Raw genomic sequence first — 13,114 nt, forward strand, 5'->3', positions numbered from 1 at the left:
CCGGAACTGGTGGGAAACAGATGGGAACCGATCCGTCCTCCGCGGTGTAACAAAGGTGTGAGGACGCGGGAGGGGGGCCGCATCGTCGATGAGGCCGCGGTGATCGCACGCGTACGCGCCGGAGAGCCGGAGGCGTACGCGCAGCTGGTGCGGGCTCATACGGGCATCGCGCTCAGGGCGGCCGCCGCGCTCGGGGCGGGTGCGGACGCGGAGGACGTGGTGCAGCAGGCCTTCGTCAAGGCGTACTGCTCGCTGGGCCGGTTCAAGGACGGTTCGGCGTTCAAGCCCTGGCTGCTGGCGATCGTCGCCAATGAGACGAGGAACACAGTGCGTACGGCGGCCCGTCAGCGCACGCTCGCCGGGCGTGAGGCGGCCTTCGTGGAGGCGGAGCCTCTGATACCGGAATCGGCGGACCCGGCGATGGCGGCGCTGGAGATAGAGCGCCGTGCCGCGCTCCAGGCCGCCCTGGAGAAGCTGAGCGAGGAGCATCGCCTGGTCGTCACCTACCGCTATCTCCTGGAGATGGACGAGTCCGAGACCGCCCAGGCCTTGGGCTGGCCCCGGGGCACGGTGAAATCCCGGCTGAACCGCGCGCTGCGGAAGCTGGGGCGGTTGCTGCCGGACTTTCAGCCTCGGGAAGGAGGTGATGAGCATGGGTGACGGACGCGAGCCGTACGACGGCGACCGCGACGGACGGGAGGCGTACGGGAGCGAGGGGCAGCGTGCGTTCGGACGGGACGGCGCCGGGGGCAGCGGTCGCGCCGGCGGCCGGGGCCCCGGTGATCGCGGCGGGCATGATGACGCGTCCCGGCTGCCCGAGGAGCTGCGGGCGCTCGGGCGGTCGCTGGACGCGCCGGGCGCGGCGGCCGGCGCCGAGACGATGGTCGAGCGGGTGCTGGGTCAGCTGCTCGCCGAGCACGTGCCGGTTCCGGTGGCCGAGCCGCCGGGCGCCGCTGAGCGGCTGCGGGCGGTGCGACGCTGGGCGCGGGTGCGGTGGCGTTCGCTGACCGCGGCACTGTGCGGTCTGCTGGCGGTGCTGGTGCTCACGCCTCCGGTGCGGGCCGCGGTCCTCGACTGGTTCGACTTCGCCGGGGTCGAGGTGCGGTACGACCCGTCGGCGGTCCCCTCCCCCGGAGCCGAGGTCCCGGGCTGCGGCCGCTCCGTGTCGCTCGCCCAGGCGGAGCGCCGGGCCGGCTTCGAGCCGCTCGTCCCGGAGGAGCTCGGCATGCCGGACACGGTCACGGTGACGGGTGAGCCGCGGGGACGGTTCGTGGTGAGCCTGTGCTGGCGGGACGACGGCCGCACCATACGGCTGGAGGAGCGGCGGGCGAGCCTGGACATCGGCTTTGCCAAGACGGTGCGCGAACACCCGGAGTGGATCTCGCTGGGCGCAGACACACCGAACGGCGCCGGGTCCGATCCGGCCCTGTGGTTCCCCCGACCGCACCTGCTGACGTTCTGGCTGGTGGACGCGAGCGGGGAGCGCTACACCCGCGAGGAGCGGACGGCCGGTCCGACGCTGCTGTGGACCCACAGGGCCGACACGGCCGACGGGGGCGACACGGCCGACGGCGAGACCGTGACGCTGCGACTGGAAGGCGTGGGATCGAAGGAGCGCGCGGTGGAGGTCGCACGGTCGCTCGGCCGGCCGTCCAAAGCCTCTTCGAAATAGTTGGTGCGGGGTGGGAACCCAGTCGGGTCGGGCGGTGTACCAGAAGTGACACGCGGCTCGGGGACGCGCCGCACGGGGATCGTTCGGGTTGGGGGTTCGGATGTGGGGACATGAGGTCGGCAGCCGGGAAGGCCGGTCACGCGGGCGTGTGGGTCGGAGGGTCCGGTGTCGTGAACTCACTGCGCTGACGGGGGCGTTGACGACGGCCCTCGCCCTGCTGCTGTGGGGCGCCGCGTCCCCCGCCTCGGCCGGAGGACCGACGAGCGTGCTCCTGGTCTCCCCGGAGAGCACGGAGACGGCGGCGCTGTACTACTCGGACGAGGAGTACGGGGAGCTGGAGCAGCTGCTCGGCACACCGGGCAAGGGCACCCGCGACAAGCCGCCCGAGGCCGGGCTGACGGCGGCCCGCCAGATCAACGTCACCTGGATGGTCCATGACGTGACGCCCTGGCGCCTCGACCGGGTCTACCCGGCCCACAAGGGACCGCACGTCTGGATACACACGTCGGCGAACCTGGACAGCACGACGAACGGCACCTGGCACCGTGCCGAGCATCCGTCCCAGCTGCGCGCCCTGCTCAAGGGGCTCGGCCTGATGGGCAAGGTCTCGGGCGAGGGAAGGGCGGCGATCTTCCCACCGGCGTGGGAGACGGCCGGGACGGGCGAGGCAGCCGAGGAGCAGACGGCCCGGGCGGGGGCAGGGCCAGGATCGGGGTCGGGGTCGGGGTCGGATGACGGCACCGACTGGTGGTGGGCCCTGCCGGGCGCGGCGGCCGGAGCGGTGCTGGCACTGCTCCTGCGGCCCTTCGCCACGCGGCTGTCGCTGGACCGCCTGCGGGGCGAGCCGGGGCCGAGGCAGGAGCTGCGGGACGTATGAAGGCTCACCCGGGTGGAGGGGTGCGGCTGACGCTGCTGCTGGCGGTGTCGGCGGTGTTGGTCCTGTGGGGGACGGCGGCGACCGCCCTGGCCGCCCCGGCGCAAGGGCGGGACGTGCCCGACGTGGCGATGGTCGTCGCGGGCGGCGAGGGGCGGACGACGGCGACGCGCTCGGGCGAGCAGCCCTTCGCCCGCCTCTGGCAGCTGTTGCAGCCGGCCTACGTCGGCACGGAGCGGGTGCCGGAGGACTGGGCCGAGGGGCGTCATCCGCCGATACGGATCACGGTGATCTGGGGACTGACCGGGGTCGGTGGCTGGCCGCAGACGAACCGGCCGCCCGGAGGGGATGTCGCCGTTCAGCGGCAGGACCAGCTGTTCGTGGCCGAGGACGGCACACCCTGGGTGCGGTCGGATCTCGCGCCGGAGCTGGAGGACGACGACATCCGCTGGCACCGGGCACCGCGTTCGGTCTTCGAGCGGCTGGATCTGGAAAAGCTGGTCGGCGTGTCGGAGGACGAGCTCGCCGGGGCCCCGACGGTCGAGGCTCGGCCAGGCTCGGTGATCGGGGATACGGGGTGGGCGGTGGCGGGACTGGCCGTCGGGTTCGTGACCGGCGTCGGTGGGACGCTGCTGATACGCCGCGCGGCGGCCCGGCCGGGAGCCGGACCGCCGCGGGAGGAACCACGTCAGGAGTTGATCGACCTGGACCTTTGAGCCTGAGAGCATGTGAGGCCTCGGTTGATCGTCATTGGGGGTCAGCCCAGGTCGATCTCCGGGTACAGCGGGAAACCGGCCACGAGGTCGGTGGCGCGACGGGAGATCTCGTCGGCGATCTTCGAGTCGAGGACGTGAGCGGCCTTGGAGGGGGCGCCGGACTTGGTGGTGCCGGGCTCGGTGGTGGTGAGGACGCGGTCGATGAGGGCGGCGACCTCGTCCATCTCGCCGGTGCCCAGGCCACGGGTGGTCAGGGCGGGGGTTCCGATGCGGATACCGGAGGTGTACCAGGCGCCGTTGGGGTCGGCGGGGATGGCGTTGCGGTTGGTGACGATGCCGGAGTCGAGGAGCGCGGCCTCGGCCTGGCGGCCGGTGAGGCCGTAGGAGGAGGCGACGTCGATCAGGTTGAGGTGATTGTCGGTGCCGCCGGTCACCAGGGTCGCGCCCCGGCGCATCAGGCCCTCGGCCAGCGCGCGGGAGTTGTCGACGATGCGCTGGGCGTAGTCCTGGAAGGCGGGCTGACGGGCCTCGGCCAGGGCGACGGCCTTGGCGGCCATGACGTGCGGGAGGGGGCCGCCGAGGACCATCGGGCAGCCGCGGTCGACCTGGTCCTTGAGGGAGTCGTCGCACAGGACCATGCCGCCGCGCGGGCCGCGCAGCGACTTGTGGGTGGTGGTGGTGACGATCTGGGCGTGCGGGACCGGGTCGAAGTCGCCGGTGAGGACCTTGCCGGCGACGAGACCCGCGAAGTGGGCCATGTCGACCATGAGCGTGGCGCCGACCTCGTCGGCGATCTCGCGCATGATCCGGAAGTTCACGAGACGGGGGTAGGCGGAGTAGCCGGCGACGATGATCAGCGGCTTGAACTCGCGGGCGGAGACGCGCAGGGCCTCGTAGTCGATGAGGCCGGTGGAGGGGTCGGTGCCGTAGGAGCGCTGGTCGAACATCTTGCCGGAGATGTTCGGGCGGAAGCCGTGCGTGAGGTGGCCGCCGGCGTCCAGGGACATGCCGAGCATGCGCTGGTTGCCGAAGGCCCGGCGGAGCTCGGCCCAGTCGGCCTCGGTGAGGTCGTTGACCTGGCGGACGCCGGCCTTCTCCAGGGCGGGGGCCTCGACGCGGGCGGCGAGGACGGACCAGAAGGCGACGAGGTTGGCGTCGATGCCGGAGTGGGGCTGGACGTAGGCGTGCCGGGCGCCGAAGAGTTCCTTGGCGTGCTCGGCGGCGAGGGACTCGACGGTGTCGACGTTGCGGCAGCCGGCGTAGAAGCGGCGGCCGATGGTGCCCTCGGCGTACTTGTCGCTGAACCAGTTGCCCATCGCGAGGAGGGTGGCCGGGGAGGCGTAGTTCTCGGAGGCGATCAGCTTGAGCATCTCGCGCTGGTCGGCGACCTCCTGGCCGATGGCGTCGGCCACGCGCGGCTCGACGGCGCGGATCACGTCGAGGGCGGCACGGAAGGCGGTGGACTCGGTGGAGAGGGGCTCGGCTGACATGGGGACCTCCGGACGTCGTGTGCAGCGTTCACGGTACGGCCCAGGCGCACGGCACTCGGTCTGGACGCGGTCTGGTCCAGGGGGCCGCTCCCCGATGGTTGGTCCATCTCAGCGCGCCAGTCACGGCCCGTCGATCAGCCTACCGGGCGCGCCGACGGCGCATGGTCCCGCGTCCACCATGCGAGCAACGATAGGAAGGGGCCGCAAAGCACTCGTAAGGCCAGAAATGGACAGTGGCCGCGAGGTTCGTGACGGCCGGGACACGAGCCCTCGTGGTGGCGGAAACGGAGAGCCCCGTGAGTACGTCGAGCACCACCGCATCCCTGATCGCCGCAGTCGAGGCGCACAGCGCCCGCAACTACCACCCGTTGCCGGTCGTGGTGGCGACGGCGGACGGGGCGTGGATGACGGATGTGGAGGGGCGGCGGTATCTGGATCTGCTGGCCGGGTACTCGGCGCTGAACTTCGGGCACGGCAACCGGCGGATCCTGGACGCGGCGAAGGCGCAGCTGGAGCGGGTGGCGCTGACGTCGCGGGCGTTCCATCACGACCGGTTCGCGGCGTTCTGCGAGCAGCTCGCCGAGCTGTGCGGGATGGAGATGGTGCTGCCCATGAACACGGGGGCGGAGGCGGTGGAGACGGCCGTGAAGACCGCCCGGAAGTGGGGTTACCGGGTCAAGGGGGTGCCGGCGGAGATGGCGAAGATCGTCGTCGCGGGCAACAACTTCCACGGCCGTACGACGACGATCGTCAGCTTCTCCACGGACCCGGAGGCGCGGGCGGACTTCGGGCCGTACACGCCGGGCTTCGAGATCGTGCCGTACGGGGATCTGACGGCGATGCGGGAGGCGTTGACGGAGAACACGGTGGCGGTGCTGCTGGAGCCGATCCAGGGCGAGGCGGGGGTGCTGGTGCCGCCGGCCGGATACCTGCCGGCGGTGCGGGAGCTGACGCGGGAGCGGAACGTGCTGTTCGTCGCGGACGAGATCCAGTCGGGGCTGGGGCGCACGGGGCGTACGTTCGCGTGTGAGCACGAGGGCGTGGTGCCGGATGCGTATGTGCTCGGCAAGGCGCTCGGGGGCGGGGTGCTGCCGGTGTCGGCGGTGGTGTCGTCGGCGGAGGTGCTGGGAGTGTTCCGGCCCGGGGAGCACGGGTCGACGTTCGGCGGGAATCCACTGGCGTGCGCGGTGGCGCTGGAGGTGATCGCGATGCTGCGGACGGGTGAGTTCCAGCAGCGGTCGGCGGAGCTCGGCGCGCATCTGCACCGGGAGCTGGGCCTGTTGGCGGGGACGGGGCGGGTGACGGCGGTCCGGGGGCGGGGGCTGTGGGCGGGGGTCGACATCGCGCGTGCGGTGGGGACCGGGCGGGAGGTGTCCGAGCGGCTGGTGGACCGGGGTGTGCTGGTGAAAGACACCCATGGTCCGACGATCCGTATCGCGCCGCCGCTGGTGATCGGGAAGGAGGATCTGGACTGGGGACTGGCCCAGTTGCGGGGTGTGCTCGGGGTTTGAGCCTGTTCAGCGGGGCTCGCCGGCGCGGAAGGGAGGGGTCTGGGGCGGCTGTCAGAGGATCACGTGCGGCAGGAAGCGGGCGTACTCGTCCGTGATCAGGCCGGACGACTCGCGGATGCCGAGGCCCGCGGACTCGTCCTCGACGACCCACGCGCCGAGGACGACGTGGTTGCCGTCGAAGGCGGGGAGGGGGGCCAACCGCTGGTAGCAACAGGGCTCTTCGCGCAGGGGCGCCGCCTCGGTGCCGGGTTCGTGGATCGTGACGCCCGCGCCCTCGCGGCCGAGCAGGGGCTTGGCGACGTAGCCCGTGGTGTGCGCCAGTTCTCTCGGGCCGTCGAGGTAGGCGGGGAGCAGGTTCGGGTGGTCCGGGTAGAGCTCCCAGAGGATGGCTAGGAGGGCCTTGTTGCTGAGGAGCATCTTCCAGGCCGGTTCGATCCAGAGGGTCGTGCCGGTGCCGCCGCCGTTGTCGAGGGTGTCCAGGACGTGGTCGGCGAAGCGGTCGGTGGTGAGCCACTCCCAGGGGTAGAGCTTGAAGCAGCTGCGGATGAAGCGGAGTCGGGTGTCGACGAAGCGGCCGGAGAGACGGTCCCAGCCGATCTCTTCCACGGAGATCCAGCCGGTGTCCAGGCCCGCCTGTTCCGCGGTCTCCTTGAGGTAGGCGACCGTCATCATGTCCTCGCCGAGTTCGTCGGCCGAGGAGTAGGCGAAGTACAGGGGGCCGCCGGGCGGGAGCAGGGCGGACTGCTTCTTCCAGGCGGCGACGAGGCGTTCGTGGAGGGAGTTCCACTGGTCGGCGCCGGGGAAGCGCTCCTCCATCCAGAACCACTGGGGGGACGCCGCCTCGACCAGGGAGGTGGGGGTGTCGGCGTTGTACTCCAGGAGCTTGGCCGGGCCGGTGCCGTCGTAGTGGAGGTCGAAACGGCCGTAGACGGAGGGGAGTTCGGCGCGGCGGCGCCAGGCCTCGGCGACCGCGTTCGCGACGCGCGGGTCGGTGATGCCGAGGTCGGCGAAGCGGTCGGCGGAGACGATGTGGTCCGCTGCGGCGAGGCACATGCCGTGCAGTTCCTCGACGACCTCCTCCAGCGCCTCGACCTCGGCCAGGGAGAAGACGTAGTGGGCGCTCTCGTCCCAGTACGGGCGCAGGGAGTTGTCGGGGTAGCGGGTGAGGGGGTAGATGAGGCCCTGTTCCTCGACGGTCTGCTGCCAGCCGGGGCGGGGTTCGATCGTGCGGCGCTCCATCGGTCTGCCCGCTCAGCCGCCGCTGCTGCCGGAGCCCGAGCAGCCGAAGCCGCCCCGGTCGACGGCGTCGCTGCGGTTGAAGGTGCCGTAGTCGGCGCGGCCCTTGTCGGTGTCGGCGTCGTAGTACCAGGCGGCGTCGGAGCTGCCGGTCTTCTTCCTGGCGCTCTTGCCGTACGACGAGTTGGAGCTGGACGTGCAGTTCTTGTCCGCGATGACCTTGTAGCCCTCGTAGGTGTAGCTGTCGCGGTCGACGCAGCGGCGGTCCGGTTCCGAGCCGCACGAGGCCAGGGCCGCGGCGATGACGCCCATGCCGCCGAGGACGACCGTGCTCGAGCGCAGTCGGCGTCGTGTTTCCGCCATGTGTGTCTCCCCCGGTGATCCGTTCGGTCCCGATGATCCATTGATCCGTTCGGTGTTCAGCGGACAGCCTAAAGATCGCCGTGCGCCGCCGCGCGAGGCCCCCCTGGCTGTGCCCTGCCGCCTACAGTCGCTTTGTGCTCTTCGGAATGATCTGCGCCCTTGGTGCGGCGGTCTGTTTCGGTGCGGCCACCGTCCTTCAGGCCGTGGCCGCGCGGGCGGCGAGTGCGCAGGGGGGACGGGGTGGCGAGGCGGGGGTGCTGCTGCGGGCGCTTCGGCAGTGGCGGTATCTGGCCGGACTCGGCCTGGACGGGCTGGGGTTCGTGTTTCAGGTTCTCGCCCTGCGGTCGCTTCCCATCTACGCCGTGTCGGCGGCGCTGGCGTCCAGTCTCGCGGTGACCGCGGTGGTCGCGGCGCGGTTGCTGGGGGTGCGGTTGCGGCGGAGCGAGTGGGTGGCGGTGGGGGTGGTGTGTGCGGGGTTGGCGATGCTGGGGCTGGCCTCGGGGACGGAGGGGGATCGGGGCGGGTCGGATGCGCTTCGGTTCGCGATGCTCGGGGTGGCTCTGGGGGTGCTGGGGGTGGGGCTCGCGGGTGGGCGGCTGCCGGAGCGGGGGCGAGGGTTGGTGCTGGGGCTGGCCGCGGGGTTCGGGTTCGGGGTGGTGGAGGTGGCGGTGCGGCTGATCGACTCGGTGTCGGTGTCGGAGTTGGCGAATCCGGCGACGTATGCGCTGCTGTTGGGGGGTGGGGCGGCGTTTTTGGCGTTGACGTCGGCGTTGCAGCGGGGGTCGGTGACGGTGGCTACCGCGGCGATGGTGATCGGGGAGACGGTCGGGCCGGCGGTGGTGGGGGTGGTGTGGCTGGGGGATCGTACGCGGGAGGGGTTGGCCTGGCTGGCGGTGCTGGGGTTTGTGGTGTCGGTGGCGGGGGCGTTGGCGTTGGCGCGGTTCGGGGAGGCGCCGGGGTCGTCCGACGGGCGGTGAGCGCCCCCGCCGCCCCTACCCGTCCCATCCCTTGAAGGGGCTCAGCCCCTTCGACCCGGCTGGGGCTGCCGCCCGCCCCAGACCCCCGCCATCGGTCCTGCGGGCCTCGTCCTCAAACGCCGGACGGGCTGAATGAAACGCGCTCTCACGGCAGCACCCTGCACAACGCCTCCAACGTCCCCGCCCACGCATGGTCCGGGGGTGTCCCGTAGCCCACGACCAGGGCGTCGAGGCGTTCCGTCGTGGACGACTCGTGGCGGTAGGCGCTCAGGCCGTGGAGGGCGAGGCCGTGCCAGGTGGCGGCCTGGAGGACGGACTGTTCGGTGCCGGGTGGGAGGCGGAGGACGGCGTGGAGGCCGGCGGCGATGCCGGTGACCTGGAGGTGGGGGGCGTGGGTGGCGAGGGCCTGGACCAGGGCGTCTCGGCGGCGGCGGTAGCGCAGGCGGGCGGCGCGGACGTGGCGGTCGTAGGCGCCGGAGGTGAGGAACTCGGCCAGCGTCAGCTGGTCCACCGCGCCGCAGGTGTCCGAGCCGCCCTTCGCCTCCGTGACCGCGTCCACCAGTGTCGAAGGCAGCACCATCCAGGCCAGCCGCAGGCCGGGGGCGAGGGACTTGCTGGCGGTGCCGAGGTAGACGACGCGGTCGGGGTCGAGGCCCTGGAGCGCGCCGACGGGCTGGCGGTCGTAGCGGAACTCGCCGTCGTAGTCGTCCTCCAGGACCAGGCCCCCGGTGCGGCGCGCCCAGTCCACCACCGTGGCCCGGCGGTCGCGGTGCAGGGGCATGCCCATGGGGAACTGGTGGGCCGGGGTGAGGAGCACCGCGCCGATAGAGCGGTCCTCCCTCAGCCTCGCCGGGTTCGTGCCCATTTCGTCGAAGGCCAGGGGCGTGGTGGTCAGGCCCGCCGCCGTCAGCTGTTTCCAGTGCGGAGGCAGGCCGTACGACTCAACGGCGACCGTCTCCAGGCCGCGCGCCCGCAGGGCTCTGCCGAGCAGTTGCAGGCCGTGTACGAAGCCCGCGCACACCACCACGCGCTCAGGGTCGGCGCGCACGCCTCGTGCTCGGGCGAGGTAGCCGGCGAGGGCGGTGCGCAGTTCGGGGCGGCCGCGCGGGTCGCCGTAGCCGAGGGCCTGGTTCGGGGCGGCGAGGAAGGCGCGGCGGGCCGCCTTGAGCCACTCCGTGCGGGGGAAGGCGGCGAGGTCGGGGGTGCCGGGGATCAGGTCGTGGGCGGGGCGCGGGCGGTCGCGGTGCGGTGGGGCGGTCTGGCCGGTCGGCGGGATCACCGGGCGGTCGGCGACGCGCGTGCCCGAGCCCTGGCGGGCGGTGAGCCAGCCCTCGGCGACGAGTTCGGCGTAGGCCTCGGCGACCGTGTTGCGGGCGATGCCCAGGTCGGCGGCGAGGGAGCGGGAGGAGGGCAGCCGCGTGCCGGGGGCGAGGCGTCCGGTGCGGACGGCCTCGCGCAGGGCGTTTGTCAGGCCCCGGCGCAGGCCCGGCCCCGCCGGTTCCAGGTGGAGGTCCACTCCCAGAGCGGCCTGAGTGGCCCAAGGTTTCGCCATGGAAGTGGACCATACTCCTGGGCTGCTTCGCTCCTAGGGTCGAGATCATGACGACCACTGAAGAGAGCACCACCACGACCGTCACCTATGCGTCAGAACCGGCCCCGCGCCTCGACTGGGCCGCTCTCGCCCCCGATGTCTTCAAGGCCATGATCCGGCTCGACGCGGCGGCGGGGCGGGGGCTCGACCCGGTTCTGCGCGAGCTGGTGAAGATCCGGGCCTCGCAGCTCAACCACTGCGCGTTCTGCCTCGACATGCACACCAAGGACGCGCTCGCGGCCGGCGAGAGCGTCGAGCGGATCGTGCAGCTGAGCGCCTGGGAGGAGTCGCGGCACTTCTACACCGGGAAGGAGCTCGCGGCGCTGGAGCTGACGGAGGCCGTGACCGTGCTGACCGACGGCTTCGTGCCGGACGAGGTCTACGAGCGCGCCGCCGCGCACTTCGAGGAGGCCGAGCTGGCGCAGCTGATCGCCGCGATCAGCGTGATCAACGCGTGGAACCGGTTCGGGGTGACCTGCCGGCGGACCCCGGGTCACTACCGGCCGGGGCAGCACCTGTGACCGTTCGGACGACACTTCGGACGACGCTGCTCGACCCCGCCGTGGCCCAGGCCATGTCGGCCGTGAGCGCCGCCGCGAAGAAGGGACTCGGTGATCCGGCCCTCGCCGAGCTCGTCGTGATCCGGGCCTCGCAGCTCAACCACTGCGCGTTCTGCCTGGACATGCATCTCGGGATCGCCCGCGAGTACGGGGTGAGCGAGGACCGGCTGGACATGCTGGCCGCCTGGGAGGAGGCGGAGGGGCTGTTCGACGCGCGGGAACGGGCCGCGCTGGCGCTGACCGAGGCGGTCACCGTTCTCACCGGCGGCTTCGTGCCCGACGATGTGTACGACCGTGCCGCCGCGCACTTCGACGACACCGGGCTCGCCCATCTCATCGCGTTGATCGTCGCCATCAACAACTGGAACCGGGTGATGGTCACCCGCCGCATTCCACCAGGGGGATACACACCGTGACCAAGGTCGAGACCTTCCGTGCCCTGCACCGGCGCACCGCTCCCGGCGATCCGCTCGTGCTGCCCGGCCCCTGGGACGCCGCCTCCGCACGCGTCTGCGTCGAGGCCGGGTTCCCCGCGCTGGCCACGCCCAGCGCGGCCGTCGCCGCCTCCCTCGGGTACGAGGACGGGCAGACCCCGGCCGACGAGATGTTCGCGGCGGTCGCCCGGATCGTGCGGGCCGTGGACGTGCCGGTGTCGGCGGACATCGAGGGCGGCTACGGGATCGCGCCGAAGGAACTGGTCGAGCGCCTGCTGGAGACCGGTGCCGTGGGCTGCAACCTGGAGGACTCCGAGGCCGGGGTCCTGAAGGACCCTCGCGCGCACGCCGAGTGGCTCGCCGAGGTGCGGTACGCCGCCGGGGACCAGTTGTTCGTCAACGCGCGCGTGGACACGTTCATCCGGGGCGTGCCCGATCCGGAACGGGCCATCGAGCGGGCCGCGCTGTACGTCGCCGCGGGCGCCGACTGCGTGTATCCGATCGGCGCCCCCGTGGACGTACTGCCCCTGCTGCGGTCCGGCATCCAGGGGCCGGTCAATGTGCACGGCACCGTGACCGGGGACGGCCCCTCGCCCACCGCACTGGGTGAACTCGGGGCCACCCGGATCACGTTCGGGCCGGGGATGCAGCGCAGCGCCGCACAGGCGCTGCGCGAGATCGCCGCGCACCTGAACTAGAGGATCAGGACAGCCACGCCTTCCACGTGGACTCGTGGCTGTCCACCCACTTCTTCGCCGCCTCCTCGGGCGACAGCTTCTGCTCGGCGATCATCAGGGAGACCTCGTTCTGGTCCTCGGTCGTCCACTTGAACTTCTTCAGCAGGGCCGCCGCCTCGCCGCCGCTCTTGGCGAAGTCCGCGTTGAGGTACTTCTGGAGCGGGGTGTGCGGATAGGCGCAGGCGACCTTCTCCGGGTCCGCGTCGCAGCCCTCCTTGTACGCGGGCAGCTTCACCTCGGTCATGGGCACCTTCTTGAACAGCCACTGCGGCTCGTACCAGTACGTCAGGAAGGGCTTCTTCGACTTGGCGAACTGTTTGATCTGCGTGATCTGCGCGGCCTCCGAACCGGCGAACACCACCTGGTAGTCCAGGCCCAGGTTCTTCACCAGCGCCTTGTCGTTGGTGACGTAGGACGGCGAGCCGTCCATGAGCTGGCCCTTGCCGCCGCTCTCCGCGGTGCGCAGCTGGTCGGCGTACTTGTTGAGGTTCTTCCAGTCGGTGACGTCCGGGTGGGCCTTCGCGAAGTACGTCGGCACGAACCAGCCGATGTGCCCGGTGACCCCGAGGTCGCCGCCGGGCACGATCGTCTTCTTGTCCTTGACGTACCGCTGCTCCTCCTCCGGGTGCCCCCAGTCCTCCAGGAGCGCGTCGACGCGGCCCTGGCTGAGCGCGTCCCAGGCGGGCACCTCGTCGATCTGGACGGTGTCGACGCGGTAGCCGAGCTCGTGCTCCAGCAGGTACTGGGCGACGGCCACGTTGGCCTGCGCGCCGACCCAGGACTGCACGGACAGGGTCACGGACTTCGCGCCCTGGGCATTGGCGAACGGCGAGGCCTGCTTGGTCATGTCGGCGGCACCGCAGCCGGTCAGCAGCGCCAGCGAGGACACGCCGGCCACTACGGCGGTCGTGCGCGTTCGGCGGGTACTCAGGTGTCGGATTCCCAGTCGCATG

The 13,114-nt window shown here is 71.9% G+C and carries 14 protein-coding genes and 1 riboswitch; of the genes, 9 read left to right on the forward strand and 5 right to left on the reverse strand.

Going from position 1 to position 13,114, the window contains the following annotated elements; translation table 11 throughout:
- Positions 1-57: 57 nt before the first annotated feature.
- The 4 genes from ACZ4UU_RS20055 (at position 58) to ACZ4UU_RS20070 (ending at position 3,262) form a co-directional block, all read left to right on the forward strand.
- Positions 58-660, forward strand: a complete 603-nt coding sequence (locus ACZ4UU_RS20055) for an RNA polymerase sigma factor (RefSeq protein WP_471904743.1) — start codon at positions 58-60, stop codon at positions 658-660.
- On the forward strand, positions 647-1,672 hold the full coding sequence (locus ACZ4UU_RS20060; RefSeq protein WP_471904744.1) for a hypothetical protein: 1,026 nt from the start codon (positions 647-649) through the stop codon (positions 1,670-1,672). Before ACZ4UU_RS20055 ends, ACZ4UU_RS20060 begins: the two co-directional genes overlap by 14 nt.
- A 196-nt stretch (positions 1,673-1,868) precedes the next feature.
- Positions 1,869-2,549, forward strand: a complete 681-nt coding sequence (locus ACZ4UU_RS20065; protein WP_471904745.1) for a hypothetical protein — start codon at positions 1,869-1,871, stop codon at positions 2,547-2,549.
- Complete coding sequence (locus ACZ4UU_RS20070) at positions 2,546-3,262, forward strand: hypothetical protein (protein WP_471904746.1); 717 nt, start codon at positions 2,546-2,548, stop codon at positions 3,260-3,262. Before ACZ4UU_RS20065 ends, ACZ4UU_RS20070 begins: the two co-directional genes overlap by 4 nt.
- A gap of 41 nt (positions 3,263-3,303) precedes the next feature.
- Here the strand turns inward: ACZ4UU_RS20070 and ACZ4UU_RS20075 are convergent, their stop codons facing one another.
- Positions 3,304-4,752, reverse strand: coding sequence for a glycine hydroxymethyltransferase (locus tag ACZ4UU_RS20075; RefSeq protein ID WP_471904747.1), 1,449 nt, complete (start codon positions 4,750-4,752; stop codon positions 3,304-3,306).
- Positions 4,753-4,783: 31 nt separating this feature from the next.
- Positions 4,784-4,886, reverse strand: a riboswitch (ZMP/ZTP riboswitch).
- Between the two features lie 162 nt (positions 4,887-5,048).
- Between ACZ4UU_RS20075 and rocD the strand changes: the two genes are divergently transcribed.
- Positions 5,049-6,263, forward strand: a complete 1,215-nt coding sequence (gene rocD, locus ACZ4UU_RS20080; RefSeq protein ID WP_471904748.1) for an ornithine--oxo-acid transaminase — start codon at positions 5,049-5,051, stop codon at positions 6,261-6,263.
- A gap of 51 nt (positions 6,264-6,314) precedes the next feature.
- Here the strand turns inward: rocD and ACZ4UU_RS20085 are convergent, their stop codons facing one another.
- Both ACZ4UU_RS20085 and ACZ4UU_RS20090 read right to left on the reverse strand, forming a co-directional pair.
- Positions 6,315-7,502 carry a glutathionylspermidine synthase family protein gene (locus ACZ4UU_RS20085; RefSeq protein WP_471904749.1) on the reverse strand — a complete coding sequence of 396 codons (1,188 nt, stop codon included), beginning with the start codon at positions 7,500-7,502 and terminating at the stop codon, positions 6,315-6,317.
- Positions 7,503-7,514: 12 nt separating this feature from the next.
- Positions 7,515-7,862, reverse strand: coding sequence for a hypothetical protein (locus tag ACZ4UU_RS20090; RefSeq protein WP_471904750.1), 348 nt, complete (start codon positions 7,860-7,862; stop codon positions 7,515-7,517).
- 146 nt (positions 7,863-8,008) lie between these two features.
- Between ACZ4UU_RS20090 and ACZ4UU_RS20095 the strand changes: the two genes are divergently transcribed.
- The gene (locus ACZ4UU_RS20095; RefSeq protein WP_471905086.1) at positions 8,009-8,839 is read left to right on the forward strand and encodes a DMT family protein; all 831 of its coding nucleotides are present in this window, start codon (positions 8,009-8,011) and stop codon (positions 8,837-8,839) included.
- A gap of 145 nt (positions 8,840-8,984) precedes the next feature.
- Here ACZ4UU_RS20095 and pdxR read toward each other — a convergent pair whose 3' ends face one another.
- Positions 8,985-10,391, reverse strand: a complete 1,407-nt coding sequence (gene pdxR, locus ACZ4UU_RS20100) for a MocR-like pyridoxine biosynthesis transcription factor PdxR (protein ID WP_471904751.1) — start codon at positions 10,389-10,391, stop codon at positions 8,985-8,987.
- Between the two features lie 47 nt (positions 10,392-10,438).
- Here pdxR and ACZ4UU_RS20105 point away from each other — a divergent pair, with 47 nt between their 5' ends.
- From ACZ4UU_RS20105 to ACZ4UU_RS20115, 3 genes are read left to right on the forward strand one after another with little or no spacing between them, the layout of a single operon-like run.
- The gene (locus tag ACZ4UU_RS20105) at positions 10,439-10,951 is read left to right on the forward strand and encodes a carboxymuconolactone decarboxylase family protein (RefSeq protein WP_471904752.1); all 513 of its coding nucleotides are present in this window, start codon (positions 10,439-10,441) and stop codon (positions 10,949-10,951) included.
- On the forward strand, positions 10,948-11,406 hold the full coding sequence (locus ACZ4UU_RS20110) for a carboxymuconolactone decarboxylase family protein (RefSeq protein WP_471904753.1): 459 nt from the start codon (positions 10,948-10,950) through the stop codon (positions 11,404-11,406). The genes ACZ4UU_RS20105 and ACZ4UU_RS20110 overlap by 4 nt, the downstream gene beginning before the upstream one ends.
- Positions 11,403-12,122 (forward strand): isocitrate lyase/PEP mutase family protein, encoded by a 720-nt coding sequence (locus tag ACZ4UU_RS20115; RefSeq protein ID WP_471904754.1) that lies wholly within the window; start codon positions 11,403-11,405, stop codon positions 12,120-12,122. The genes ACZ4UU_RS20110 and ACZ4UU_RS20115 overlap by 4 nt, the downstream gene beginning before the upstream one ends.
- A gap of 4 nt (positions 12,123-12,126) precedes the next feature.
- On the opposite strand, the gene ACZ4UU_RS20120 is transcribed toward ACZ4UU_RS20115, so the two are convergent.
- Positions 12,127-13,113 carry an ABC transporter substrate-binding protein gene (locus tag ACZ4UU_RS20120; RefSeq protein WP_471904755.1) on the reverse strand — a complete coding sequence of 329 codons (987 nt, stop codon included), beginning with the start codon at positions 13,111-13,113 and terminating at the stop codon, positions 12,127-12,129.
- Position 13,114: the final 1 nt, after the last annotated feature.

Source organism: Streptomyces sp. NPDC028907, assembly GCF_055564995.1.

Coding starts and splice junctions, on each gene's coding strand:
- pdxR (WP_471904751.1), bottom strand. CDS start 10,391: ATGGCGAAACCTTGGGCCACTCAGGCCGCTCTGGGAGTGGACCTCCAC.
- ACZ4UU_RS20095 (WP_471905086.1), top strand. CDS start 8,009: ATGATCTGCGCCCTTGGTGCGGCGGTCTGTTTCGGTGCGGCCACCGTC.
- ACZ4UU_RS20070 (WP_471904746.1), top strand. CDS start 2,546: ATGAAGGCTCACCCGGGTGGAGGGGTGCGGCTGACGCTGCTGCTGGCG.
- ACZ4UU_RS20105 (WP_471904752.1), top strand. CDS start 10,439: ATGACGACCACTGAAGAGAGCACCACCACGACCGTCACCTATGCGTCA.
- ACZ4UU_RS20075 (WP_471904747.1), bottom strand. CDS start 4,752: ATGTCAGCCGAGCCCCTCTCCACCGAGTCCACCGCCTTCCGTGCCGCC.
- ACZ4UU_RS20090 (WP_471904750.1), bottom strand. CDS start 7,862: ATGGCGGAAACACGACGCCGACTGCGCTCGAGCACGGTCGTCCTCGGC.
- ACZ4UU_RS20085 (WP_471904749.1), bottom strand. CDS start 7,502: ATGGAGCGCCGCACGATCGAACCCCGCCCCGGCTGGCAGCAGACCGTC.
- ACZ4UU_RS20060 (WP_471904744.1), top strand. CDS start 647: ATGAGCATGGGTGACGGACGCGAGCCGTACGACGGCGACCGCGACGGA.
- ACZ4UU_RS20120 (WP_471904755.1), bottom strand. CDS start 13,113: ATGCGACTGGGAATCCGACACCTGAGTACCCGCCGAACGCGCACGACC.